This is a genomic window from Streptomyces virginiae, from assembly GCF_040638905.1.
GTDB classification, from domain to species: domain Bacteria; phylum Actinomycetota; class Actinomycetes; order Streptomycetales; family Streptomycetaceae; genus Streptomyces; species Streptomyces virginiae_B.
Window position 1 is genome coordinate 40046 of the sequence record NZ_JBEZYV010000015.1, and the last position, 23527, is coordinate 63572.

Annotated in this window: 26 protein-coding genes; 14 read left to right on the top strand and 12 right to left on the bottom strand. The window is 73.3% G+C overall.

All coding sequences use genetic code 11. From position 1 onward, the window contains the following. Positions 1–103: 103 nt before the first annotated feature. Both AB0F82_RS21610 and AB0F82_RS21615 read left to right on the top strand, forming a co-directional pair. Positions 104–772 carry a uracil-DNA glycosylase gene (locus AB0F82_RS21610; protein ID WP_356814131.1) on the top strand — a complete coding sequence of 223 codons (669 nt, stop codon included), beginning with the start codon at positions 104–106 and terminating at the stop codon, positions 770–772. Between the two features lie 94 nt (positions 773–866). Continuing rightward, positions 867–1451 carry a hypothetical protein gene (locus AB0F82_RS21615; protein WP_362630134.1) on the top strand — a complete coding sequence of 195 codons (585 nt, stop codon included), beginning with the start codon at positions 867–869 and terminating at the stop codon, positions 1449–1451. A gap of 417 nt (positions 1452–1868) precedes the next feature. Here AB0F82_RS21615 and AB0F82_RS21620 read toward each other — a convergent pair whose 3' ends face one another. After that, entirely contained in the window at positions 1869–2408 is a 540-nt protein-coding gene (locus tag AB0F82_RS21620) for a hypothetical protein (protein WP_362630137.1), read from the bottom strand. Between the two features lie 121 nt (positions 2409–2529). Beyond that, positions 2530–3054, bottom strand: a complete 525-nt coding sequence (locus AB0F82_RS21625; RefSeq protein WP_356814680.1) for a DinB family protein — start codon at positions 3052–3054, stop codon at positions 2530–2532. An 83-nt stretch (positions 3055–3137) separates the two neighbouring features. On the opposite strand from AB0F82_RS21625, the gene AB0F82_RS21630 reads away from it, so the two are divergent. Next, positions 3138–4043: a Gfo/Idh/MocA family protein gene (locus tag AB0F82_RS21630; RefSeq protein ID WP_362630385.1), complete on the top strand. Its 906-nt coding sequence runs from the start codon at positions 3138–3140 to the stop codon at positions 4041–4043. On the opposite strand, the gene lnt is transcribed toward AB0F82_RS21630, so the two are convergent. The 5 genes from lnt to AB0F82_RS21655 form a co-directional block, all read right to left on the bottom strand. After that, positions 3988–5553 (bottom strand): apolipoprotein N-acyltransferase, encoded by a 1566-nt coding sequence (gene lnt / locus AB0F82_RS21635; RefSeq protein ID WP_362630140.1) that lies wholly within the window; start codon positions 5551–5553, stop codon positions 3988–3990. The two genes, AB0F82_RS21630 and lnt, sit on opposite strands and share 56 nt — an antisense overlap. Positions 5554–5676: 123 nt before the next feature. Beyond that, positions 5677–6144, bottom strand: coding sequence for a nuclear transport factor 2 family protein (locus AB0F82_RS21640; RefSeq protein ID WP_362630143.1), 468 nt, complete (start codon positions 6142–6144; stop codon positions 5677–5679). Positions 6145–6213: 69 nt separating this feature from the next. Next, positions 6214–6381: a hypothetical protein gene (locus AB0F82_RS21645; RefSeq protein ID WP_362630404.1), complete on the bottom strand. Its 168-nt coding sequence runs from the start codon at positions 6379–6381 to the stop codon at positions 6214–6216. A 115-nt stretch (positions 6382–6496) separates the two neighbouring features. Continuing rightward, entirely contained in the window at positions 6497–7375 is an 879-nt protein-coding gene (locus tag AB0F82_RS21650; protein WP_356814676.1) for an undecaprenyl-diphosphate phosphatase, read from the bottom strand. A gap of 48 nt (positions 7376–7423) precedes the next feature. Further along, positions 7424–8152, bottom strand: coding sequence for a TVP38/TMEM64 family protein (locus AB0F82_RS21655; protein ID WP_356814675.1), 729 nt, complete (start codon positions 8150–8152; stop codon positions 7424–7426). A gap of 49 nt (positions 8153–8201) precedes the next feature. On the opposite strand from AB0F82_RS21655, the gene AB0F82_RS21660 reads away from it, so the two are divergent. The 4 genes from AB0F82_RS21660 to AB0F82_RS21675 all read left to right on the top strand — a co-directional run bounded on the left by AB0F82_RS21660 (position 8202) and on the right by AB0F82_RS21675 (position 12185). Next, complete coding sequence (locus AB0F82_RS21660; protein WP_362630147.1) at positions 8202–8918, top strand: DNA alkylation repair protein; 717 nt, start codon at positions 8202–8204, stop codon at positions 8916–8918. A gap of 264 nt (positions 8919–9182) precedes the next feature. Beyond that, positions 9183–10364, top strand: a complete 1182-nt coding sequence (tuf, locus tag AB0F82_RS21665) for an elongation factor Tu (RefSeq protein ID WP_356814673.1) — start codon at positions 9183–9185, stop codon at positions 10362–10364. A gap of 91 nt (positions 10365–10455) precedes the next feature. Then, positions 10456–11313: a patatin-like phospholipase family protein gene (locus tag AB0F82_RS21670; RefSeq protein ID WP_356814672.1), complete on the top strand. Its 858-nt coding sequence runs from the start codon at positions 10456–10458 to the stop codon at positions 11311–11313. Between the two features lie 80 nt (positions 11314–11393). Then, positions 11394–12185: a spermidine synthase gene (locus AB0F82_RS21675; RefSeq protein ID WP_362630388.1), complete on the top strand. Its 792-nt coding sequence runs from the start codon at positions 11394–11396 to the stop codon at positions 12183–12185. Here the strand turns inward: AB0F82_RS21675 and AB0F82_RS21680 are convergent. Continuing rightward, positions 12172–13527: an MFS transporter gene (locus AB0F82_RS21680; RefSeq protein ID WP_362630151.1), complete on the bottom strand. Its 1356-nt coding sequence runs from the start codon at positions 13525–13527 to the stop codon at positions 12172–12174. The genes AB0F82_RS21675 and AB0F82_RS21680 overlap by 14 nt on opposite strands. Positions 13528–13605: 78 nt before the next feature. Continuing rightward, on the bottom strand, positions 13606–14646 hold the full coding sequence (locus AB0F82_RS21685; RefSeq protein WP_362630154.1) for a hypothetical protein: 1041 nt from the start codon (positions 14644–14646) through the stop codon (positions 13606–13608). Between the two features lie 96 nt (positions 14647–14742). Between AB0F82_RS21685 and AB0F82_RS21690 the strand changes: the two genes are divergently transcribed. From AB0F82_RS21690 to AB0F82_RS21705, 4 genes are all read left to right on the top strand, one after another. Next, positions 14743–15195 carry a DUF4442 domain-containing protein gene (locus AB0F82_RS21690; RefSeq protein WP_362630157.1) on the top strand — a complete coding sequence of 151 codons (453 nt, stop codon included), beginning with the start codon at positions 14743–14745 and terminating at the stop codon, positions 15193–15195. Positions 15196–15395: 200 nt separating this feature from the next. Continuing rightward, positions 15396–15596, top strand: coding sequence for a type II toxin-antitoxin system VapB family antitoxin (locus AB0F82_RS21695; protein WP_356814668.1), 201 nt, complete (start codon positions 15396–15398; stop codon positions 15594–15596). Positions 15597–15712: 116 nt separating this feature from the next. Further along, positions 15713–18250 carry a glycoside hydrolase family 3 C-terminal domain-containing protein gene (locus AB0F82_RS21700; protein ID WP_362630160.1) on the top strand — a complete coding sequence of 846 codons (2538 nt, stop codon included), beginning with the start codon at positions 15713–15715 and terminating at the stop codon, positions 18248–18250. Positions 18251–18308: 58 nt separating this feature from the next. After that, a complete protein-coding gene (locus AB0F82_RS21705) occupies positions 18309–18980 on the top strand; it encodes a DedA family protein (protein WP_362630163.1) in 672 nt (223 codons plus the stop codon). Positions 18981–19111: 131 nt separating this feature from the next. Here the strand turns inward: AB0F82_RS21705 and AB0F82_RS21710 are convergent, their stop codons facing one another. Further along, a complete protein-coding gene (locus AB0F82_RS21710) occupies positions 19112–19657 on the bottom strand; it encodes a gamma carbonic anhydrase family protein (RefSeq protein WP_362630166.1) in 546 nt (181 codons plus the stop codon). Positions 19658–19795: 138 nt separating this feature from the next. Between AB0F82_RS21710 and AB0F82_RS21715 the strand changes: the two genes are divergently transcribed. After that, positions 19796–20614, top strand: a complete 819-nt coding sequence (locus AB0F82_RS21715; RefSeq protein WP_362630169.1) for an acyltransferase — start codon at positions 19796–19798, stop codon at positions 20612–20614. 11 nt (positions 20615–20625) lie between these two features. Here the strand turns inward: AB0F82_RS21715 and AB0F82_RS21720 are convergent, their stop codons facing one another. Beyond that, positions 20626–21492, bottom strand: coding sequence for a DMT family transporter (locus AB0F82_RS21720; RefSeq protein WP_362630172.1), 867 nt, complete (start codon positions 21490–21492; stop codon positions 20626–20628). A gap of 106 nt (positions 21493–21598) precedes the next feature. Here AB0F82_RS21720 and AB0F82_RS21725 point away from each other — a divergent pair, with 106 nt between their 5' ends. After that, positions 21599–22231, top strand: a complete 633-nt coding sequence (locus AB0F82_RS21725; RefSeq protein WP_362630391.1) for a helix-turn-helix domain-containing protein — start codon at positions 21599–21601, stop codon at positions 22229–22231. On the opposite strand, the gene AB0F82_RS21730 is transcribed toward AB0F82_RS21725, so the two are convergent. Next, a complete protein-coding gene (locus tag AB0F82_RS21730) occupies positions 22228–22632 on the bottom strand; it encodes a CoA-binding protein (RefSeq protein WP_356814661.1) in 405 nt (134 codons plus the stop codon). The genes AB0F82_RS21725 and AB0F82_RS21730 overlap by 4 nt on opposite strands. A gap of 259 nt (positions 22633–22891) precedes the next feature. Between AB0F82_RS21730 and AB0F82_RS21735 the strand changes: the two genes are divergently transcribed. After that, entirely contained in the window at positions 22892–23518 is a 627-nt protein-coding gene (locus AB0F82_RS21735) for a YigZ family protein (RefSeq protein WP_362630175.1), read from the top strand. Positions 23519–23527: the final 9 nt, after the last annotated feature.

A 23527-nucleotide genomic window follows, 5' to 3' on the forward strand; every position in this document is an offset into this window, starting at 1 on the left:
CCGCCCGGGGGACCGTCCCGGGCGGCCGACGCGTTGTCAGTGGCCCCCGGTAGGTTCTGAGCAGTTGCACGAACTTGTACCGGAGGTTGTCGCCGTGACCCAGATGCTGCCCGAGTCCTGGCTCCCCGTCCTCGGCGGGGAGCTGGACCAGCCCTACTTCAAGGAACTCACCGAGTTCGTCGAGAAGGAGCGGGCCAACGGGCCGGTCTACCCGCCCCGCGAGCAGGTCTTCGCCGCCCTGGACGCCACACCCTTCGACCAGGTGAAGGTCCTCGTCCTCGGCCAGGACCCCTACCACGGCGCCGGCCAGGGCCACGGCCTGTGCTTCTCCGTGCGGCCCGGGGTCAAGACCCCGCCCTCGCTGCGCAACATCTACAAGGAGATGAAGGAGGAGCTCGGCCTGGAGGTCCCGGACAACGGGTACCTGATGCCGTGGGCCCGGCAGGGCGTCCTGCTGCTCAACGCGGTGCTCACCGTCCGCGAGGCCGAGCCGAACTCGCACAAGGGCAAGGGCTGGGAGAGGTTCACCGACGCCGTGATCCGCGCGGTGTCCGAGCGTCCCGACCCGGCCGTGTTCGTCCTGTGGGGCGCCTACGCCCAGAAGAAGATCCCGCTCATCGACGAAGAGCGGCACGTGATCGTCAAGGGCGCCCACCCCTCGCCGCTGTCGGCGAAGAAGTTCTTCGGATCCCGGCCCTTCACCCAGATCAACGAGGCCATTGCCGCGCAGGGGCATGAGCCGATCGACTGGCGGATCCCGGACCTCGGCTGACGTCCCACCGCGCCTCGGCGCCTTCACCGGTACCTCCGGCTAACTTCTTGACGACCGGACCGGAACGGGTCCGGCAGAGCAAGCCGGAGGCGCCGTGACCGAGCAGCAGGAGGCGTCGGAGGACGCCGTCATGACGAGGATCGGCCAGGCGGTCATCCTGCTGCACGCCGGTGACCGCGAGGAGGCCCGCAACCGGCTCGGCGCGATCTGGCAGGAGATCGGCGAGAAGGGGGACTGCTTGCACCGGTGCACCCTCGCCCACTACATGGCCGACGCCCAGGACGACCCCGCAGACGAGCTGGCCTGGGACCTGCGGGCCCTGACCGCCGCCGACGCCGTGGGCGACGGGCCCGGGAACGGGGACGACGGGCCCGGGGACGGGGACGACGGGCCCGGGGACGGGGACGACGGGCCCGGGACCGGGCGGCCGGCGCTGCGGGAGCCGCGTCCCGCGATGCGCGTGTTCTACCCCTCCCTGCACCTCAGCCTGGCCACCGACTACCTGAAGCTCCGGCGGCCACAGGCCGCCCGGATCCACCTGGCGCGTGCTCGCGCGGCCGCCGCGGCACTGGCCGACGACGGCTACGGCAACGGCGTACGGGCCGCCATCGCACGGCTGGAGCGCCGCCTCGCCGCGGAACCGGGCTCGGGGCCGCAGCCCTTTCCCGAACAGTCCTGAGGGCTGTCCCGTCATCCCCGGCGGGCGCACGACGACAGCTACGGCACCCCGCCGCGTTGTCGGAACTCCCGGATACGCCCGGTATCAGGACGCTCTCCGCCGTGCGATGCACCGCCTCTGACGCCGCGCGCTGATCCACCGGGGATTTCGGGACAGCCCTTGGGCCGCGTCCGCAAAGTCCCGCCTGCCCCGCGGCGCCTGACCGCACCTCGCTGCGTTGTCGCGCCCGCCCGGATGCGCCCCGTCTCAGGACGCTCCTCCGCCTTGCGGTGCACGGCACCAGACGGCCGCGGGGCCCGGCTTCGGGCGGCCGGCGCTACCCTGCGCACCCGTCCCGGGAAGGTTTTGCCGATCATGCGGCTCGCGGCGCCCGGCATGATCGGCAAGACACCCCGGGCAGGACGCGCCCCCGGCGCCTCAGCCGCCGTGGACGCCCGCGCAGATCCGGGCTTCGGGGCTGTCGGGGTGCCAGCGGCCGTGGCGCCGGCCCAGCGCGCAGACGTCGGCCGGGCGCACCGGCAGCTTCCGCACCAGCTCACGCTCCGCCTCGGCGCCGGGCCGGGCGTGCCGCCGGGAGCTGTCAGGACGCCCCGCGGAGGGCACGGCGGCCCGCCGGGGCTCCGGGATGTCGGGGACCGGCGGAGCGCCCGGTACGGGCCCGCCCGGGGCGCTCCGGGCCGGGCTGTCGGCGGCCCGCGGGACCGGAGTCGCGGACGTCGGCCGCGCGGCCTGCTCCGGGGCCGCCTCCACGGCCTCCAGCGCCTCCAGGGCGGGTGCGCGGACGGCCACGGGCTCGGCCCCCGGCCCGCCGCGCGGCTCGTGCCGGGGCGGGGCCCCGGCGGCGGGGGCCGCCGCGGGCTGCACGGGTCCGGGGCTCACATTGACGCAGCCGGAAACCGCCGAAACGGCGCAGGCGACTCCGAGCAGCAGCTTTGTCGTGGTTCGCGTTGGATGCACCCGCGCAACTCTGCTGTGCGAGGACCCCGTTGTGAAAACCGGGAGCCCATATTCACCCCGCACGGGTGACGGGCGGAGGGGTGACCGGCGGATCGCGGGCCGCCCCCGGGCCGCCCCCTGCTCATTCGCCGGTGGCGCCGTCTATCTGCTCGCGCAGCAGGTCCGCGTGGCCGTTGTGGCGCGCGTACTCCTCGATCATGTGGGTGTAGACCCAGCGCAGGCTGAACACCTCGCCGCGGTGGTGGCTGTCGGCCTTCGACAACAGGTCCAGCGATCGGCCCGCCGTGGCCTGCCGAGCCAGTTCGACCTCCGTGCGCCACACCTGCTCGGCCTCGGCCCAGGTGGCCGCCTCGGTGAAGTGGAAGTCGCCGTCCCGGTCCTCGTCCGTGACGTACAGCTCGGGCAGGTCCTCGCCCAGCATGATCTCCCGGAACCAGTACCGCTCCACCTCCGCCATGTGCCGTACGAGGCCCAAGAGGCTCAACTCGGAAGGCGCGAGCGAGGTCCTGCGCAGCTCTTCGTCCTGCAGCCCCTCGCACTTCCACAGGAGGGTGGCACGGTGGTAGTCGAGCCAGCCGTCCAGCATCTCCCGCTCGTCGGCGGTGGTGGAGGGCTCGTCGCGGTGTGATCCTGAACTGGTGGTCATGAGGATCATCCTCGGTGAACGGGGCCCCGACCACCAGGGATTAAGCTGCCAAGATCCCACAAGGACCGAATTTGGAGGCCCCGGTGAAGGTCGGCTGCATCGGACTCGGCGACATCGCGCAGAAGGCGTACCTGCCCGTCCTCACCGCCCGCGCGGACGTCGAACTGCACCTGCAGACGCGCACCCCCGCCACCCTGCAGCGGGTGGGCGACACCCACCACGTCCCGGCCGAGCGGCGGCACACCGATCTCGACGCCCTGCTCGCCCAGGACCTGGACGCGGCCTTCGTGCACGCCCCGACCGGAGCCCACCCCGAGATCCTCACGCACCTGCTGGAAGCCGGCGTACCCACCTACGTCGACAAGCCGCTCGCCTACGAGTTCGCCGCGTCACGGCGGCTGGTGGAACTGGCCGAGAAGCGCGAAGTGTCCCTCGCCGTCGGCTTCAACCGCCGCTTCGCGCCCGGCTACACGCAGTGCGCCGACCACCCGCGCGACCTGATCGTCATGCAGAAGAATCGGGTCGGCCTGCCCGAGGACCCGCGCACGCTGGTGCTCGACGACTTCATCCACGTCGTCGACACCCTGCGCTTCCTGCTGCCCGGCGAGGCCGACCGCACCGACGTCCGCGCCGTGGTGCGCGACGGGCTGATGCACCAGGTGGTGCTGCACCTCTCCGGCCCCGGATTCAGCGCGCTCGGCATCATGAACCGGCTCTCCGGCTCCAACGAGGAGGTCCTGGAGGTCTCCGGCAAGGACACCAAGCGGCAGGTCCTCAACCTCGCCGAGGTCATCGACCACAAGGGCCAGCCCACCGTGCGCCGCCGCGGGGACTGGGTGTCCGTCGCCCGCCAGCGCGGCATCGAACAGGTCGTGGACCACTTCCTGGAAGCGGTCGCGGCGGGCCGGACCCTCAGCGCGCGCGACGCGCTGCTCACCCACGGGCTGTGCGAGACGGTGGTGGAATCGGCTCTGGAGCAGGCCTCCTGAGCGACCGCGCACCCACCACCGCACAGTGGGCGGCCAGTACGGCGAGGGCCGCGGCCACCGGCCAGGCACCGAAGCGCACGAAGAGCGTCGAGCCCCGGGCGAGCGGCACCTCGTACACCTCCGCGGTCCGCGCGGAGGTGGGCAGGGCGGGGCCGATCCGCTCGCCCGACGGGCCGTGCACCGCGCTGACCCCGGTGAGGGTGGCGTGCACCATCGGGCGGCCGTTCTCGGCCGCCCGCAGGGCCGCCAGGGACGCGTGCTGGGCGGGGGCCCAGCTGTCCTGGAAGGTGGAGGTCGCCGACTGGGCGACGAGCAGGGAGGCCCCGTCGAGGGTGAGGCGCCTGCTCATGTCGGGGAAGGCCGACTCGAAACAGACCAACGGCCCCACCCGGACACCGGCGCGCCCGTCGGGCCGCCCGGGCAGGTCCATGACCACGGGCGAGTCCCCGCGCATACGGTCCTCGCCGGCCGCCCGCCCGACCGAGGTGGCCCATCCGAGCAGCGTCCGGGCCGGAACGTACTCGCCGAACGGCACCAGCCGCATCTTGTCGTACCGGTCACCCGTGGGGCCCGCGGGACCGACCATGACGGCGCTCTTGTAGATGCCCGGCCGGTCCGCCCGCCGCGCGTCCACGTTCACCAGCAGCGGCGCCTCGACCTCCGCCGACAGCGCGGCCAGCCGCCGGGCCAGGTCCGGACGGGCCGACAGGTCCTCGCCGACACTGCTCTCGCCCCACACCACGAGGTCCACGCCCTGCCCGGCCAGCGGCAGCGTCAGCCGCTCCCCGGCCGCGAACCGCCGCTCCGCACTGTCCGGGCCGTCCGGCACCAGCCCCGGCTGAACGACGGCCACGCGCAGGCCTCCCGACTCCGCGGGCCGGGCCGCCCACAGCCACAGCACGCCCGTCAGCAGCGCACAGCCCGTGAGCCCGGCCACCGCCGGGACCCGCGCCCCCGGCACCGCGAACAGCAGCACCAGGACGCAGTTGACCGCCACCAGTAGCAGACTGACCAGCCACACCCCGCCCACCGAGGCCAGCCGCAGCGCCGCCGGGACCTGCCACTGGCTGGCCCCCAGCAGCCCCCACGGCCCGCCCAGCCCCTGCCAGGACCGGACCACCTCCGACAGCAGCCACCCCGCAGGTACGACGACCAGCGCCCAGGCGGCCCGGCCCGCCGAGGGGCGCCCGCCGAGCAGCTGCCGCACCAGCAGCGCCCAGGGGATCCACAGCAGGCCCACCAGCGCGGCCACCGGCATCAGGAACACGTGCAGGCTCGGCAGCAGCCAGTGGTGCACGGCCAGGACGTATCCGGCGCCGCCGAGCCAGCCCTCCAGGCCGGCCCGCCGGCCGGTCGGGGCCGACCGCAGCAGCAGCATCCAGGGCACCAGTGCGACGTAGGCGAACCACCAGAGGGCGGGGCCGGGGAAGGCGAGCGCGGGCAGGGCGCCGGCCGCGAGCGCCGCCGGCGCCCGCCACCGGCGCGACCACCCGCTGTGCGTCGGGACCATGGCGCCTCCGCTTCCAGTGTGGGCAGTGCCGGGCGGACCTGCCCCTCCGGCCGGGCGGACCCGCCCGGGCGCGCCCGGCGGGCAGAGCGGCGCCCGAGGGCCGTGGGGCGGGGCGGAGCGGGTTCACCCGGCCATGTGGCGCCACTTCTCGTGCACGGTCACACGGGTGAGCCGCCAGCCGTCCCGGGTGCGGGCCAGGGCGAAGGTGTAGCGCCCGGCGGCGACGAAGTTGGGGGAGGCGGCCGTGCCGTCGGCCTCCGGCCCCTCCAGCCGCATCGGATTGAGGAAGTCGGCGCGGACCTCGGCGCTGTCGCCGGGCGAGCCGCCGACGTCCTCCAGCCGGACCAGCCGGTTGACGATCAGGTGCTGACGCACGGGAAAGAGCTTCATGGTCTCCGCGAGCCAGTCCGCCACCTGCGCCACCGGACCTTCGATCCCGCCCGCCGAGCTGTAGTCGGCCCGCCCGCCGGCGGCGAAGAGGGCTCGGTAGGCGGCCCAGTCGCCGTCGTCCACGGCCACCGCGTAGCCCGTGACCACGTCGTCGATCGCCAGCCGGTCCATCACCGTCGCGAGATCCACACGCTGCGTCATCGGGTCAGTGTGGGGCTGCGCGGGCACGAGGCCAAGGGGCGTGCGCCGACGGGATCCCGGCGCGGCCCGTCAGTGACCGGAACGCGCCTCCCGCTGCCGGACCACGACGAGGAACGCGTCGCTCGCCAGATCCATGACCACCTCGGCCGGCACGCCCTCGCGCATCCGCTGCGCCGCGTACTCCTCGGCGGGCCAGCTCCCCCGCGGACTTCCGGCCGGAAAACGCTTCAGCACCACTCGACCCATGGGACACCCCCTGCTTCTTGCCTTTCAGTCTCTTCGTGGACAACGACGCGCAGGCCCCCCGGGAACGTTCCCGAGGGGCCTCCGATTCACGCGAAGTGGTGGCGCGCTACGAGCCGGACTCGCCTGCGTGCGGGCTCAGCACGTCCGTGCCGATCAGCACGAACAGCAGGATGCCCAGCACGATGCGGTAGATCACGAAGGGCATGAAGCTCTTGGTGGTGATGAACTTCATGAACCACGCGATCACGGCGTAGCCGACGAAGAAGGCGATGACCGTCGCGAAGACCGTCGGACCCCAGGAGATGTGGCCCGGTTCCTCGATCACGTCCTTGATCTCGAAGGCGCCGGAAGCCAGCACGGCCGGGATGGCGAGGAGGAAGGAGTACCGGGCCGCCGCCTCGCGGGTGAAGCCCAGCAGCAGACCGCCGGAGATCGTGGCGCCGGAGCGCGAGACACCTGGGATCAGGGCCATCGCCTGGCAGAAGCCGAAGATCAGACCGTCCTTGACGCCCAGCTGCTGGAGCGTCTTGCGCTCGCGGATCGCCCGGTGCCGGCCGCCCTCCTCGTCGCGGGCGGCCAGCCGGTCGGCGACGCCCAGCACGATGCCCATCACGATGAGGGTGGTGGCCGTCAACCGCAGGTCGCGCGCCGGACCGACGATCGCGTCCTTGAACACGAGGCCGAGGATGCCGATCGGGAGCGAGCCCACGATCACCAGCCAGCCCATCTTGGCGTCCTGTTCGGAGCGCAGGGCCTTCGTGTACAGGGAACGGAACCAGGTGGAGACGATCCGCGCGATGTCCTTGCGGAAGTAGATCAGAACGGCGGCCTCGGTGCCGATCTGGGTGATGGCCGTGAAGGCCGCTCCTGGGTCGTGCCAGCCGGCGAATGCCGCGGTCAGCCGCAGGTGGGCGCTGGAGGAGATCGGGAGGAACTCCGTAAGCCCCTGGACGAGACCGAGGATTAGGGATTCGAACCAGCTCATGTCGGGGTGCGCTCGTCCTTGTGATCGTCGGGCAGTTCGCCCCCGATGCTAGGGCCCGTGCGAAGCGGCGCTGACCACAGGGGGGTGCTGGGACGTCAGTTCACACGCCGGATCGCCCGTTCGAAGGGGTGCCAGGCGGTGCCTTTTGCGCCAGCCGACGACTCCGGCGGCCACCACCGAGACCACGATGAAGCCGAACGAGACGAGGAAGGCGGGGGATCCGGGGGAGGAGGCGCTGGCCCCCGCGATCACGTACGCCGTGGTGTTCGGGACCACGCCGAGCGCCGTGGCCAGCAGGAAGGGCGCCCAGCCGCAGCGGGACACCGCCGCGCAGTAGTTGGCCACCACGAAGGGCACCCCGGGGAAGAGCCGCACCGCGAGCATCGAGCGGAAGCCGTGTCGGCTGAGCTGGCCGTCGGCCGCTTCCAGCAGCCGCCCGCGCAGAAACGGACGCAAAGCCTCCTGGCCCATGACCCGGCCGAGCCCGAAGGCGATGCCGGCGCCCAGCACGGTGCCCCCGACCGCCGTGACGAGGCCGAACTGCGTGCCGAAGACGGCTCCCGCGGCCAGGTTCAGCAGGGGACGCGGCACGAACGCAGCCGAGCACACGCCGTACACGGCTGCGAACGACAGGACGGCCGCGCCCACCGGGAGGCCGGGGGGCCAGCCCTCAGAGAGGATCCGCTGGGGTTCGTAGACCAGCACGCACACGCCGGCCGCGGCGAGCAGCACGACGAGCAGCGCCAGCCGGGTCCACGGCGCGAGGAGGAGGGACATCCCGGGAGACTAGCCGAGGTATGCGGCATCGCGCCGTAATCTGGGCCTCATGCTGTCGAACGGCGAACGGCCCCCCGGGGTTCCCCGCAGCGCCCTCGCGGGCACCTTGCTGGAGCGGCTGACCGGGACGTACGCGGCTGCGGCCGATCCCGCGCGGGCCGAGGCCATGGCCGCGTACATGAGGCACGTCGCCCCCTTCCTCGGCATCCCCACACCGCTGCGCCGGGAACTGTCCAGGGCAGTGACCGAGAACACGCCGCGGCCGTCGGAAGCGGACTGCGCGGCGCTCGCGCTGCGCTGCTGGCGGCTTCCCGAGCGGGAGTACCACTACTTCGCGGTGGACTACCTGCGCCGCCACGTCGACCGCTGCTCCTCGGGACTCCTGCCGGTCGTGCGGCACCTGATCACCACCGTCCCCTGGTGGGACACCGTCGACCTGCTCGCCGTGCACACCGTCGGCCCGCTGGTGGCCGCCGACCCCGGCCTCGCCGCCGTGATGGACGAATGGATCGCGGGCGAGGACCTGTGGCTCGCCCGTGCCGCCCTCCTCCACCAACTCCGCCACAAGGACGCCACCGACACCGGGCGGCTCTTCGCCCACTGCCGCCGCCGGGCCGACCACCCGGACTTCTTCCTCCGCAAGGCCATCGGCTGGGCCCTGCGCGAGTACGCCAAGACGGATCCCGACGCGGTGCGCGCCTTCGTCGACGCCGAACGCGGCGCCCTGTCCCCGCTGTCCGTGCGCGAAGCACTCAAGAACCTCTGAGCGTCCGCCGGTTCGCCCGGTAATTCATTCGACGGACGCGGCACGGTCCGGCAGGATCGGGGACATGTCCCGGTACGCCTTCCCCGCAGCGCCGTCCGCAGTCGCGGACGCGCCGAAGGCTGCCGAATTCGCGGGCGCACCCGCCTTCGCCGCATTCGACGGCGCACGAAGCTGACCCTTCCCGGATCGTCCGGCGGACCCCGCAGGGGGAGGGTCGGCTCGGTCCAGGGGTCCCGTCCACGCTTCGAGCAACGGGAAGAGATCATGGCCAAGACGGCCTTCGTGCGGACCAAGCCGCACCTCAACATCGGCACCATGGGTCACGTCGACCACGGCAAGACCACCCTCACCGCCGCCATCACCAAGGTCCTCGCCGAGCGCGGCGGCGCCTCCTTCGTGCCCTTCGACCGCATCGACCGGGCCCCCGAGGAGGCCCGCCGGGGCATCACCATCAACCTCACGCACGTCGAGTACGAGACCGACACCCGCCACTACGCCCACGTCGACATGCCCGGTCACGCGGACTACATCAAGAACATGGTCACGGGGGCCGCGCAGCTCGACGGCGCGATCCTCGTCGTCTCCGCGCTCGACGGGGTCATGCCACAAACCGCCGAGCACGTGCTCCTCGCCCGCCAGGTCGGCGTCGACCACATCGTGGTCGCGCTCAACAAGGCCGACGCGGGGGACCCCGAGCTGACCGACCTGGTCGAGCTGGAGGTCCGCGAACTGCTCACCGCGCACGGCTACGGCGGTGACGGCGCGCCCGTCGTACGGGTCTCCGGGCTCGGGGCGCTGGAGGGCGACCCCAGGTGGACCGGGGCGATCGAGGCCCTGCTGGACGCGGTGGACACTTACGTGCCGACGCCGGTGCGGTACACCGGGGCGCCGTTCCTGCTGCCCGTGGAGAACGTGCTCACCATCACCGGGCGCGGGACGGTCGTGACCGGGGCCGTCGAGCGCGGCAGCGTACGCCTCGGCGACCGCGTCGCCGTCCTGGGCGGCGACGGCGAGCCGGTCGAGACGGTCGTCACCGGCCTGGAGACCTTCGGCAAGCCGATGGAGTCCGCCGAGGCCGGGGACAACGTCGCGCTGCTGCTGCGCGGTGTGCCGCGCGACGGCGTGCGCCGCGGGCACGTGGTGGCCGCCCCCGGCAGCGTGACGCCCAAGCGCCGCTTCAGCGCGCAGGTGTACGTGCTCTCCGGGCGCGAGGGCGGCCGTACGACACCGGTCGCCAGCGGCTACCGGCCGCAGTTCTACATCCGCACCGCCGATGTGGTGGGGGACGTGGACCTGGGGCTCGCGGGGGTCGCCCGGCCCGGTGAGACGGTCACGATGACCGTCGAGCTCGGACGGGACGTCCCGCTGGAGGCGGGCCTCGGCTTCGCGATCCGTGAGGGCGGACGGACCGTCGGCGCCGGGACGGTGACAGCCGTCCTGGGCTGACCCGTCCGAGATCGGGACCCCCCTGTGGTGACGGCAGGAAGGCTGCGCCAGACTGCCGTCACCACAGGCATGAGCAGAGGGGGCGGCGGAGATGGGCGGCGACACGGCACTGGTGCTCGGCGGCGGCGGACTGACCGGCGTCGGCTGGGAGTGCGGGATCCTCTACGGGCTCGCCCGCGCGGGCGTGGACCTCACCACCGCGGACCTGGTCGTCGGCACCTCGGCCGGGTCGGTGGTCGGCGCCCAGCTCACCTCGGGACGGTTCAGCGCGCAGGAGCTGTACGAGCGCCAGCTGGGCGATGCCGTCGGGGAGACCGCCGCCAGGCTGGGCGCGGGCGTCATCGCCCGGTACGCGCTGGCGATGGCGCGCTCGCGCCGCGACGCGGCCGCGTACCGCCGGCGGGTGGGAGCGATGGCCCTGGCCGCGGACACCGGCCCAGAGGCGGAACGCCGCAAGGTACTGGCGGCCCGGCTGGTCTCCCACGAGTGGCCCGAGCGGCGCCTCGTGGTCACCGCGGTCGACGCGCTCAGCGGTGAGCTCCGGGCCTTCGACCGGGACAGCGGCAGCGGGTTGGTCGACGCGGTCGCGGCGAGCTGTGCGGTGCCCGGGGTGTGGCCCCCGGTGACCGTCGGCGGGCGCCGCTTCATCGACGGCGGCATCCGTTCCGCCACCAACGCCGACCTCGCCGCCGGTTACGCGCGCGTGGTGATCATCGCCCCGATCGCGCTCGGCTCCGGGCTCGTCCCCTCACCGGCCGCGCAGGCGGCCCGGCTGCGCGAGGCGGGGGCGCGGGTGTTGCTCATCACCCCGTCGGACACGGCCCGCAAGGCCTTCGGGCGCAACGTCCTGGACCCGGCCCGGCGCGACCCGGCCGCCCGCGCCGGCCTGGCGCAGGCCCCGCAGCACGCCGCCGAGGCGGCGGCCGTCTGGTCGGGCGGGGCGACGTAGGGGCTGTGGCGGAGAATGGAGCGGTGAGCGACGAACGGATCCCGGTGACACGGGACGTGGGCCAGGGCACCGCCAAGCTGATGCCGGACGTCGACGGGGAACGGGCCTGGCTGCTGACCGTCGACGGTGCCCCTCAGTCCTATGTGGACCTGGACGATCCGCAGCACCTGGAATTCGAGTACGTACGCCGCCTCGGGCACGTCCTGGACTGCGCGGCGGACCCCGGCCTCCCGCTGGACCTGCTGCACCTGGGCGGCGGCGCGCTCACCCTGCCCCGCTACGCCGCGGCCACCCGGCCCGGATCCCGGCAGGCGGTGGTCGAGTTCGACGCCGGCCTGGTGGAAATGGTCACCGAGCACCTGCCGCTGCCGGAGGGGTCCGGGATCACCGTGCACACCGCCGACGCCCGGGCCTGGCTGGCGGCCGCGCCCGCGGGGAGCGCGGACGTGGTGGTCGCCGACGTGTTCGGCGGCTCGCGGGTGCCGGCGCAGCTGACCTCGCTGGAGTACGCGCGGGAGGCAGCGCGAGTGCTGCGGCCCGGCGGGCTGTACGCGGCGAACCTGGCGGACGGGGCGCCCTTCGACTTCCTGCGGAGCCAACTGGCCAACTTCGCCACCGCTTTCACGGAGCTCGCGCTCGTCGCCGAGCCGTCGGTGCTCAGGGGGCGGCGCTTCGGGAACGCGGTGCTGCTGGCCTCCGACACCCCGCTGGACGTGGGGGCGCTGGCCCGGCGGTGCGCGTCCGACGCCTTTCCCGCCCGGGTCGAGTACGGCGACGGCCTGGCCCGCCTCGTCAGGGGCGCGGCTCCCGTCCCCGACGCGGACGCAGCTCCCTCGCCGGCTCCGCCGGAGGGCGCGTTCAGCCTGGGGTGAGGCTGGACGAGGAAGGCGAGGAAGGCGGGGCGGGCGAGGAGGCCGGCGCGGCGTCGGAGGCGGCGTGACCCCCGGTCTTGTGGAGGGACGGCCTGCGCGTCATGCGGCGCACGTCCGGGACCAGCAGGACCAGAGCGGTGACCAGGACGACCAGCGTCGCGCAGCCCCACAGGGCCTCGGTGCGGCCGAAGGCCGATTCGACCGGCCCCGCCAGGGCCGTGGCCAGCGGGAGCATCGAGACCGAGCCGAACCAGTCGTAGGCGGAGACCCGGGAGAACTTCTCCTCGGGGATCTCCTGGTGCATCGTCGTCATCCAGTTCACACCGAAGACCTCGATCGCGGCCCCGCTGACGAACATCACCGTGCACAGCCCCCACACCGGCAACGGGACGGCCAGGCCCGCCGAAGGCAGCGCCAGTGGAAACACGCACAGCGTGCCGACCAGAAGCAGCCGCCGCGGTTTCCACACCATCATCAGGACGGCCCCGGCGATGGTGCCGACCCCGAACAGCGCCAGGGCCAGTCCCCAGGGCGCCGGTCCGCCCAGCCGGTCCCGGGCGACCAGCGGACCGTAGACCGCCTCCGCGGCGCCGACGACGGCGACGACGACGGAGAACTGGAGCACGATGCTCCACAGCCAGGGCCGGGTGTGGAACTCTGTCCACCCTTCCCGCAGATCGGCCAGCAGGCCGCCGCCTGGGGCCCGGTCCGGCGCACGGCTGACGTCGAGGAAGGCGCGCAGCGCGCCGGCGATCGCGAACGCCCCGGCGTCCACGGCCAGCACCCAGCCCGGGCCCATCGCGGCGATCATCGCCCCGCCGAGCGCCGCTCCGCCGATGCCGGCGCCGTTCATGGCCATGCGGAAGAGGGCGAAGGCCCGGTTGGCGTGTTCGCCGGAGACCGTGGAGAGGAGCATGCCCTCGGCCGCGGGGTTGAAGAAGGCCGTACCGGTGCCGCACAGGGCGGTCAGCAGCATCATCTGCCACAGCTGCGGGTCGCCGGTGAGGACGAGCAGCGCGAAGACGGCCTGCGAGAGGCAGTTCAGGGCGTTGGCGGCGACCATCACGCGGTGGCGCGGCAGCCGGTCGGCGACGGCGCCGCCGACGAGCAGGAAGAGGACGAGCGGCAGGGTCCGGGCGGCCGCGACCAGGCCCACGTCGCCGCCGGATCCGCCGGCTTCCAGGACGGCGAAGGCGGAGGCGATGAGCGCGCCGTGGCTGCCGAGATTGGTGACCACCGCCGCACCCGTGAGCAGGGTGTAGTTGCGGCCGGCCCACTCCGGCCGGCTGCGGCTGCGGCGGGGCTCGGGCGTACGGTGCGGGGCGTCGGGGGGAGAACTCACCCCCGGACTATCCCCGCCCCGGGCCGGGAATCCAAAACGGATTCCCGGCGCCGGGGCGGGGACGGGTTCAGCCGGAGATCATCCGGTGGAGAGCCGGATGGAGCTGAGGATCTTGTCGGAGATCTCCGTGGGGACCTCTTCCTTCACGCCGGCCGCGGTGACCAGCGCGAAGCTGGCGAAGTCACCGGCGGCGTTCCTGAAGGCGAAGCCGACCGCCTTGCCGTCGGTGGAGCACTTGTGCTCCTTCTTCACGTTCGGTGCGGTCGCGACCACCATGTGGCCCTTGATCCCGGAGGCGGTCGTGAACTCCTTGGGGTCGGTCACCTTGACCGTTCCCCTGGGCTCCTTCTGCGCGAAGCCCGCCCACACCCAGGTGCCGGTGTTGTCGGTCGCCGCCTGGGCGGTGTCCTTGGCGCCCTGGGCCCCCTTGACGCCGCTGTCCGCGATCGAGAACTTTTCGAGGTTGCCGTCGGCGTCCTTGTCGACGGTGCACCACTCCCGCTTGAGGGTGGCGGTGCCGGACATCGTGATGACCGGCTTGCCGTCGTTCTTGACCTCGTCGTCGTAGAAGAGGGAGACGCCGGGGTCGTTGACGTTCCACTCCGGGGGGACGTCGTAGGCGACGTTGTACTTCGTGTTGGTGACGACCTTCCAGCCCGGGATGACCGGCTGCATCGCGCCGCCGGCCCGCGGGTTCGGGCTGCTGCCGGCCGGGGCGGGCGAGTCGGCCGGGACGGAGGAGCTCGCGGCCGGCGGCTTGTCGTTGGCCTCGGTGTTCTTGTCGTCCCGGGTCAGGACGTACGCTCCGGTCGCGGCTGCCGCGACGACGACCGCCGCGGCCGCGACGATGGCCACGGTCTTGGTCGAGTACGGGCTCCCGCCGGAGGGCTGGGGCTGCTGGGCCGCCTGGGGCTGGCTCCACTGCTGGCCCGGAACGGTCGGGGGCTGCTGGTATCCCGGTTGCTGCGGGTAGCCGGGCTGCTGCGGGTATCCGTAGCCGGGCTGCTGCTGGTACGGGTTCGGCTGCGCCGGCTGTCCCGGCGACTGCGCGTACGGGTTCTGATGCGCGTCCTGGGGGTTCTGCTCGCCCCCGGGCGGCTGCTGCTGTCCTGGCCACATGGCCGGTAACGATAGTGGGAGCGGTCCCCGGGAGCCACGGCCGCCCCCCGGAGAGCTCTGGCCAATCCTCTCTACTCGTGGGTAACATCGCGTCCCATGAGCGCAGATCAGATGAACGTGGGCGAACTGCTCGCCGCGACCGTGCCGATGGCCCGGACCCTGAACCTCGAGTTCCTGGAGACCACCCCCGAGCGTGCGGTCGTCCGGCTCCCGGACCAGCCCGACTACCACAACCACGTCGGCGGCCCGCACGCCGGCGCCATGTTCACCCTCGCCGAGTCCGCGAGCGGCGCCATCGTCCTGGCCGCCTTCGGCGACCAGCTCTCCCGGGCCGTGCCCCTCGCCGTGAAGGCCGAGATCGGCTACAAGAAGCTCGCCAAGGGCGTCGTCACCGCCACCGCCACCCTCGGCCGCCCGGCCGCGGAGGTCGTGGCCGAACTCGACGCGGGCGGCCGCCCCGAGTTCCCCGTCACCATCTCCATCCAGCGCGAGGACGAGGCCGTCACGGGCGAGATGACCGTCGTCTGGACGCTGCGCCCGAACGCGTAACGCCTGCCGGGTACGTGCCCGCCGCCCTGGGGGTGTCTTGCCGATCATGCCGGGCTCGCGGCCGGACGGATCGACAAGGCACCCACTGGTGGCGGGCACGTACTGCTTTCCGGCGTCCTGGTGCGCGGACCGTGCCGTCGGGTGGGCAGGCGTCCTGCCGGACGGTCTAGAGTCCTGCCACGACGATGGAGGGGGTACCCGTGGCCAAGGTCAACATCAGCCTCGACGCCGAACTCGTGGTGGAGGTGATGGTGCTCGCCGGGGTCGGCTCGCCACAGGACGCGGTCGAGGCCGTCGTACGGGACTACATCGCCCGCGGACACCGCACCGAGGCGCGCATCCAGAGCCAGGACGAGCCCCGGCGCACCACCGACGGCCTGCCGCCCCTGCCGGAGGGCTGAACCCGGGCGCCCGCGGTGGCGCGTCTCGGCCGGGCCCGCGGACACACGGAGCACAGTGGCCCGGGGAGCGGTCCGGCGCGGGCCGCTCCCGCCGACCCGCGCCGCAGGGAGCACCCATGAGCGAGGACCTGTCCAGACGTTCGGCGATGCGGATGATCGCGGCGGCGGGCGGGGTGGGCGCGGCCCTCGGAGCCGGCGGCTGCGCCCCGGCCGTGCCTGAGCCCGGCGCAGGCCGGAGCGGGCCCGCCACCGGCGCCGCGGGCGCACCCGCCACCGGGAGCGGCACCGGGACCGGTACGGGTGGCGCCGCCCGGATCGACGCCCTGCTGGAGCGGCTCACCCTCCAGGAGAAGACCGCCCTGCTGCACGGGGCCCCCGACCCCGCCGGCCGCGGCCAGGCCGGCTACGTGCCCGGCGTACCGCGCCTGGGCATCCCGGCCCTGCGGCTCGCCGACGGGCCCGCCGGGGTACGGGTGTCCCGGCCGGCCACCGCACTGCCCGCGCCGGTGCTGCTCGCCTCCGCCTTCGACCCGGCGCTGGCCCGCGAGTACGGACGGGTCATCGGCCGCGAAGGCCGGGCCCTCGGCCAGGACGTCGTGCTGGCCCCCATGGTCAACCTCATCCGCACCCCCTACGCCGGCCGGAACTTCGAGACCTTCTCCGAGGACCCGCGGCTGACCGCCGACCTGGTCGGCGAGCTGGTCCGCGGGATCCAGGACGAGGGACTCATCGCCACCGTCAAGCACTTCGCCCTCAACAACCAGGAACAGGGCCGCGACACCGTCGACGTGTCCGTCGGCGAGCAGACCCTGCGCGAGACCGAGCTACGGGGCTTCGAGGCCGCCGTGGCCGCCGGCGCGGGCGCCGTGATGGGCTCCTACAACAAGGTCAACGGGGTCCACGCCTGCGAGAGCAGGCCGCTGCTCGACGAACTGCTGCGCGGGAGCTGGGGGTTCGACGGCTGGGTCGTCTCCGACTGGGGCGCGGCCCACAGCACCGTCGCCGCCATCCGCGCCGGCCTCGACATGGAGATGCCCGGCGGCACCCACTTCGGCGAACCGCTGCGCGAGGCGGTGCACGGGGGCTCCGTGCCGGAGGCCGCCGTCGACCAGGCCGTGCACCGGATCCTGTCCACTATGGACCGCTTCGGACTGCTGGCGGCCCGGCAGCCCGCCCGGCCCCCGCGCGATGCCCCGGCCGGGGCCCGGGTCGCCCGCAAGGTGGCCACCGCCGGCGCGGTGCTGCTGCGCAACGAGCACGCCACCCTGCCGCTGACCGGGGCCGCGGCCCGCTCGATCGCGGTGATCGGACCCACCGCCCAAGTGCCGTTCGTCGGCGGCGGGGGCAGCTCACACGTGGTCCCCGACGGCGCGGACGCGCCGCTCACCGCCATCCGGCGACGGGTCGGGAACGCCGGCGCCGTGCGCCACGCCCTCGGCGAGGACCTCTACGGGCGGCCGCTCCCGGCGAAGCTGCTGACTCCGGCCGCAGATCTGGAGCACCGCGAGGTGGGCCCCGGGCAGGTGTGGACCCACGAAGGCACCTTCCGCCTCGCGGCCGACGACGAGTGGACCCTGCTGGTCCACTACACCGGCAAGCGGCCGGGCGTACGCCTCGACGGGGAGGAGCTGTTCCCCGTCCGGCAGGGCGTGGCCGAGCACTACGCGGGCGCACTCCTCGGCGCCGCACCGGACGGGATGGCCGTGCGCCGCCGCACCCTCGCCCTCAAGGCGGGCACCCACCGGCTCGCCGTCACCGCCACCGGCGGGGACAAGGGCCAGCGCCTGCGCCTGCGGCACATCACCGGGGCGATCCGGGCCGAGGACCTCGCCGAGGCGGTACGCACAGCGAAGGCGGCCCGCAGCGTGGTCCTGTTCGCCTACGAGGACGCCACCGAGGGCAGGGACCGGACCTCGCTGGCGCTCCCGGGCGGGCAGGAACGGCTGATCGAGGCGGTCGCCGCCGCGAACCCCCGTACGACGGTCGTGCTCAACACCCCCTCTGGTACGACCATGCCGTGGCTCTCCCGTACCGGCGCGGTCCTCCAGATGTACTACCCGGGGCAGGAGGGCGCCGCGGCCACCGCCGACGTCCTCTTCGGCGACGTGGACCCCGGGGGCCGCCTCACCCAGACCTTCCCGGCCGACGAGCGGACGACCCCGGTCGGCGCCGACCCCGCGCGCTACCCGGGAGTGGGCGGCCGGCAGGAGTACTCCGAGGGCGTCCACGTCGGCCACCGCTGGTACGACGCCAAGCGGGCGACCCCGCTCTTCCCCTTCGGGCACGGCCTGTCGTACACGACCTGGCAGTATGAGAAGCTCACGGTCCGCCCGCAGCACGGCGGACTGCGGGTGGAGTTCACCGTCCGCAACACCGGCCGGCGCAAGGGCACCGAGGTCGCCCAGGTGTACGTGGGCCCGTCCGAGGAGCTCCGGCTCGACCAGCCGGTGCGCGCACTCGCCGGATACCGGCGGATCACCCTGCCGCCGGGCGCGGCGCAGCGCGTCACCGTCGACATCGACGCCCGGACGCTGTCGTCGTGGGACCCGGAACAGCACGCCTGGGTGCTGGGCTCCGGACGCCGCGAGGTGTTCGCGGGACGTTCCTCACGCGAACTGCCTCTGAGGGCGAAGGTCGCTGCGGCGAGCCGATAGGCTGCCCGTTCGGCGTGTCACAGGGGACGCGCCGGGGACGACTCGGGAGGACGTACCGGTGGACATCCAGGAATGGCTGGAGACGATTCCGGCGGTCAGCATCTATCTCCTGGTGGGTCTGGTCATCGGCCTGGAGAGCCTCGGCATCCCGCTGCCCGGCGAGATCATCCTGGTCAGCTCGGCGCTGCTGGCCTCGCAGCACGGGGAGATCGACCCCGTCGTACTCGGGCTGTGCGCGATCACCGGCGCGATCGTGGGCGACTCGATCGGCTACGCCATCGGACGCCGGGGCGGCAAGCCGCTGCTGGAGCGGCTGGGCCGGCGCTTCCCCAAGCACTTCGGGCCCCAGCAGGTCGCTCTGGCGGAACGCTCCTTCGAGAAGTGGGGCATGTGGGCCGTCTTCTTCGGCCGTTTCGTCGCGCTGCTGCGGATCTTCGCGGGGCCGCTCGCGGGCGTGCTGCACATGCCGTACTGGCGGTTCCTCGTCGCCAACGTCTTCGGCGGGATCCTCTGGGCGGGCGGGACCACCGCCGTCATCTACTCGGTCGGCATCGTCGCGGAGCCCTGGCTGAAGCGGTTCTCCTGGCTGGCCCTGGGCCTCGCGGTGGTGTTCGGGCTCGTCGTGACCCTGATGGTGCGCAGCCGGATGAAGAAGGCGGCCGAGGCCGCGGGGGCGGCCGGCACGGAGATCCCCGCGCAGCCGACGGCCCGCGCCACGGTCGGGGAGTGACGGCGGCGGAGCGTCACCCGCGACCAGGCGTGCCCGGTGGACCGGGTCCTGCCTGATCCACAAGACACGGAGGTCGTCTCCTTCGGATCTTGCCCGGCGACGCGGGCCCGGCACGATCCGAAGGAGACGGCCTAGCCCTCGGGGGTCACCGAGGCGCGGTGCTGCTTGGCCAGTTCCACGTACATCTGGGCGTTGACCTTGATGCCCTCGCGCTCCTCGTCGGTCAGCTCACGGCGCACCTTCGCGGGGACGCCCGCGACCAGCGAACCGGGCGGGACCACCATGCCCTGCGGGACCAGCGCCTGCGCGGCCACCAGGGAGCCGGCCCCGATCACCGCGCCGTTCAGGACGGTGGCGCCCATGCCGATGAGGCAGTCGTCCTCGACGGTGCAGCCGTGTACGACGGCGTTGTGGCCGATGGAGACGCGCTCGCCGATGGACACGGGGAAGCCAGGGTCGACGTGGAGCGTGCAGTTGTCCTGCACGTTGCTGTCGGCGCCGAGCGTGATCGGGCCGCAGTCGGCGCGCAGCACCGCCGAGTACCAGATGCTGGCGCCGGCGGCGAGGGTGACCTCTCCGAGCACGACCGAGGTGGGCGCGGTGAACGCGGTGGGGTCGATGTCCGGGTGCTTTCCGCCGACACCCGCCACGAGTGCCTGGGCCGTCTGCTGCGTCATGTTCGCTTCCCTCTGGTCGGTCGTCCGGTTGCCGCGCCAACAGCACCGTAGGCCACGCCGCCCGCCGTCCCGGCGATGGGGTGAAGATCACAGGACCGTGGTCCGGACGACCGCCGCCGGGCGCACTACCGTGGCCGGGTGCCGAAGAAAAAGAACACGTTCTCATCCGTGGCGGTCTTGCGCCGGCGGCTGGCGAGCCGTGTGGTCCACACCGGCTGGCGCTGGATGCAGCAGGCCGGCGCGGTGACAGCGCAGACCCCGGGCCGGCTGCGCTTCGGTGCGATCGGGGACGGTACCCGGCTCGCCTTCCCGCAGGGCACGGTCTTCGGCGAGCGGTGGATCCGGCTCGGCGGCCACTGCATCATCGGCGAGCAGGTCACCCTCACCGCCGGCATGATGCCGGACCTCGACCTGGGCGCGGAGCCGATGCTGGTGCTCGGCGACGGGGTCGTCATCGGGCGGGACAGCCACGTCATCGCCGACGCGCGCATTGAGATCGGCTCGAACACCTTCTGCGGGCCCGGTGTCTACATCACCTCCACGAACCACAGCTACGACGACCCGCACGAGCCCGTCGGCCGGCAGTGGCCGCGCAGCGCGCCGGTGGAGATCGGCCCCGGATGCTGGCTCGGCACGGGCGCGGTGATCCTGCCGGGCGCGCGGCTCGGCCGCAACGTGGTGGTGGCCGCCGGTGCGGTCGTGAGGGGCGAGGTGCCCGACCACGCCGTGGTGGCGGGGGCGCCGGCCCGCATCGTACGGCGCTGGACACCGGAGACGGGGTGGCAGCCGCCGCTGCGGACCCCGGCGCCGGTACCGATCCCGGACGGCGTGACGCCGGAGCAGCTGCGGGGGCTGGCCGAGCTCACCGAGGCCGAGCTGGCCGAGGTCGAACTGGCGGAGGCGGGGCTCGCGGAGGCGGGTATGGCGGAGGCCGGGCTCGCCGAGGCCGAGAAGTAGCGCCCCGCCGTTCAGCCCGCGGCCAGCAGGACCGTTCCCGCCAGGGCCAGTCCGGCGCCCGCCGCCTGCACGGTGCGCAGCCGCTCCTTGAGGACGGCGAAGGCGGCGAGTGCGGTGATCACCGGGTAGAGCGAGGACAGTACGGCGGCCATGGTGACCGGGCCGTTCTGGGCGGCTACGGAATACGTGCCGTTCGCCGCGACGTCCGCCAGGCCGACGAAGGCCAGGGCCGGCAGCAGCCCCCGCAGGATCCGCGGGCCGGTGCCTTCCGGAAGGGCGGGGACGCCGCGCCGGGACTGCGCCCACAGGGCGGCGCCGCCGACGGTGACGTTGGTGACCCGCTGGACGAACAGTGCGAGGAAGAGACCGGTGACGGTGGTCGAGGCCTCCGCGATCAGGGCCATCACCGCGCCGAAGCCGAAGGCCGCGACCAGCGTGAGGACCACGGCCTGCCGCCGGACGGGGGCGCCGCGCAGCTCGGGGCCGCCGGCGAGGACGATGCCGACGACGGCGACTGCGATTCCCGCGAACTGGCCGAGGCCGGGGCGCTCGCCGAGCATCAGCCCGGCGGTGACCGGCACGACCACGCCGAGGGAGCCGAGCGGTGAGACCACGCCCATCGGCCCGAGGGCCAGCGCCTTGTAGAAGCTGAGCATGGCGACGGGCCCCACCAGGCCCGCGGCGACCGCGAACCACAGCTGTGGACCGGCCTCGTGCCAGGCGCGGGTGCCGAGGACCACGGCGCCGAGCACGACGACGGCGACGATCTGCGAGACGACCACCACCGTGAGCGCCGGTATCCGGCGCGTCAGCAGTCCGCCTCCGAAGTCGGCGAGGCCCCACAGGACGGCTGTGGCCAGGGCGAAGAAGGCGGTCATCGGGGGCCTCGCAGTACAGTGCAGTGAACGCCGGAGTGCAGCATCGAATACAGAACACGGTAGTGCAGTCTGTTGGACCGTGTCATCCAGGATATTGGACGGAATGGTGTCGGATCTCGAACAGCTCACCCAGGCGCTCGCCCGGAACCTCAAGAGGTGGCGCGGGGAGCGCGGCTTCACGCTGGACTCCCTCGCGGCCCGCGCCGGTGTGAGCCGCGGGATGATCATCCAGATCGAGCAGGCCCGTACGAATCCCAGCGTGGGCACCACGGTGAGGCTGGCCGACGCGCTCGGCGTCAGCATCTCCGCACTCCTCGACTACGACCGCGGCCCGCAGGTCCGGGTCGTCCCGCCGGAACAGGTGGTGCGGATCTGGTCGAGCGAGGCGGGCAGCTCGACGACCATGCTGATCGGGACCGACGAGCGCGGGCCCATGGAGCTGTGGACCTGGCACCTGGTGCCGGGTGAGGGCACGGACTCCGTCCCTCACCCCTCCGGCACCATCGAGATGCTGCACGTCACGGCCGGGGAGCTGACCCTGGTGGTCGGCGAGGAGCAGTTCCGCGTCCCCGCCGGGGCCGCGGCCACCTTCGAGGCCAACCTCCCGCACTCCTACCGCAACGAAGGCTCCGTACCGATGGAGATGACCCTCGCGGTGTCGGTCCCCCCGGTGTCCGCACCGGTGGCCGCGGCCACCACGCACGCGCACGGTGCAGCGGCCGCGGCCCGGGAAGGCTAGAGAGCAGGGATCTCGATCGCCGGGCAGCGGTCCATGACCATGGTCAGCCCGGCCTCGCGGGTCCGGTCGAAGGCGGCTTCGTCGATCACGCCGAGCTGGAACCAGACGGCCTCGGCGCCGACGGCGGTCGCCTGGTCGGCCACCGCCCCGGCCAGTTCGCTGTTCACGAAGACGTCCACCACGTCCACCTTGAACGGGATCGCCTCCAGCGAGGCGTACCCGGGCTCGCCGTGCACGGTCTCGGCCTTGGGGTGCACGGGGACCACGCGCTTGCCGTACTGCTGGAGCACGCGCGCCACCCCGTAGGCCGCCCGGTCCCTGTTGTTCGAGAGGCCCACCACGGCCCAGGTGTCACCGAGCTCGGTGAGGATCTTGCGAATGGTTGCCGGATCGCCGTACACGCGCGCCGCCTCCTGCTGATGTTGTCTGTCGTCTGCCGCCACTGCTCAGCCGCATCAACCGAAAAGCCCGACGCCCGATTCCCCGCGGACGCCCGGGCCCGGTCCGCCTTCCACGACCCGGTCTTCAGCGCCCCGTCGGCGGGCGAGGTGCTCAAGGCGAGGTGCTCAAGGCGAGGTGCTCAACGTCACTCGCAGGCTCGGCGGGGAGCCGCCGGTCGTGGCCGCCGGGCCGGGGGTGGCCACGGCTTAGGGTGGAGCGGTGAAGGCAGACCAGTACGTGACGGTGGCCCGTGAGGGCGCGCACGAGTCGGAGATCAACCGCTCGCGCTTCCTGTGTTCGCTCGCGCCCGCCGCGACCGAGCAGGAGGCGCAGGAGTTCATCGCGCGCATCCGCAAGGAGCACCCCACCGCCTCGCACAACTGCTACGCCTACGTCATCGGCGCCGACGCCGCCGTCCAGAAGGCCGGCGACGACGGGGAGCCCGGCGGCACCGCCGGGGTGCCCATGCTGCAGATGCTCATGCGCCGGGACGTGCGCTACGCCGTGGCCGTCGTCACCCGCTACTACGGCGGCGTGAAGCTCGGCGCCGGCGGGCTGATCCGCGCCTACGGCGGCGTCGTCGGCGAGGCCCTCGACGAGGTCGGCACCGTCACCCGGCGGCGCTACCGGCTGGCCACCGTCACCGTCGACCACCAGCGGGCCGGCAAGACGCAGAACGACCTGCGCTCCACCGGCAGGACCGTGGTGGACCTGCGCTACGGGACCGCCGTGGAGATCGAGGTCGCCCTCCCCGAGGCCGATCTGCCCGCCTTCCAGGCCTGGCTCGCCGACAGCACGGCCGGTACGGCCCGTCTCACCCTGGGCGGGGAGACGTACGCGCCCTGAGCGCCCCCG

Coding starts and splice junctions, on each gene's coding strand:
- AB0F82_RS21685 (WP_362630154.1), bottom strand. CDS start 14,646: ATGTGGCCAGGACAGCAGCAGCCGCCCGGGGGCGAGCAGAACCCCCAG.
- lnt (WP_362630140.1), bottom strand. CDS start 5,553: ATGGTCCCGACGCACAGCGGGTGGTCGCGCCGGTGGCGGGCGCCGGCG.
- AB0F82_RS21610 (WP_356814131.1), top strand. CDS start 104: ATGCTGCCCGAGTCCTGGCTCCCCGTCCTCGGCGGGGAGCTGGACCAG.
- tuf (WP_356814673.1), top strand. CDS start 9,183: ATGGCCAAGACGGCCTTCGTGCGGACCAAGCCGCACCTCAACATCGGC.
- AB0F82_RS21675 (WP_362630388.1), top strand. CDS start 11,394: ATGCCGGACGTCGACGGGGAACGGGCCTGGCTGCTGACCGTCGACGGT.
- AB0F82_RS21655 (WP_356814675.1), bottom strand. CDS start 8,152: ATGTCCCTCCTCCTCGCGCCGTGGACCCGGCTGGCGCTGCTCGTCGTG.
- AB0F82_RS21640 (WP_362630143.1), bottom strand. CDS start 6,144: ATGACGCAGCGTGTGGATCTCGCGACGGTGATGGACCGGCTGGCGATC.
- AB0F82_RS21700 (WP_362630160.1), top strand. CDS start 15,713: ATGAGCGAGGACCTGTCCAGACGTTCGGCGATGCGGATGATCGCGGCG.
- AB0F82_RS21690 (WP_362630157.1), top strand. CDS start 14,743: ATGAGCGCAGATCAGATGAACGTGGGCGAACTGCTCGCCGCGACCGTG.
- AB0F82_RS21670 (WP_356814672.1), top strand. CDS start 10,456: ATGGGCGGCGACACGGCACTGGTGCTCGGCGGCGGCGGACTGACCGGC.
- AB0F82_RS21650 (WP_356814676.1), bottom strand. CDS start 7,375: ATGAGCTGGTTCGAATCCCTAATCCTCGGTCTCGTCCAGGGGCTTACG.
- AB0F82_RS21710 (WP_362630166.1), bottom strand. CDS start 19,657: ATGACGCAGCAGACGGCCCAGGCACTCGTGGCGGGTGTCGGCGGAAAG.
- AB0F82_RS21625 (WP_356814680.1), bottom strand. CDS start 3,054: ATGACCACCAGTTCAGGATCACACCGCGACGAGCCCTCCACCACCGCC.
- AB0F82_RS21720 (WP_362630172.1), bottom strand. CDS start 21,492: ATGACCGCCTTCTTCGCCCTGGCCACAGCCGTCCTGTGGGGCCTCGCC.
- AB0F82_RS21660 (WP_362630147.1), top strand. CDS start 8,202: ATGCTGTCGAACGGCGAACGGCCCCCCGGGGTTCCCCGCAGCGCCCTC.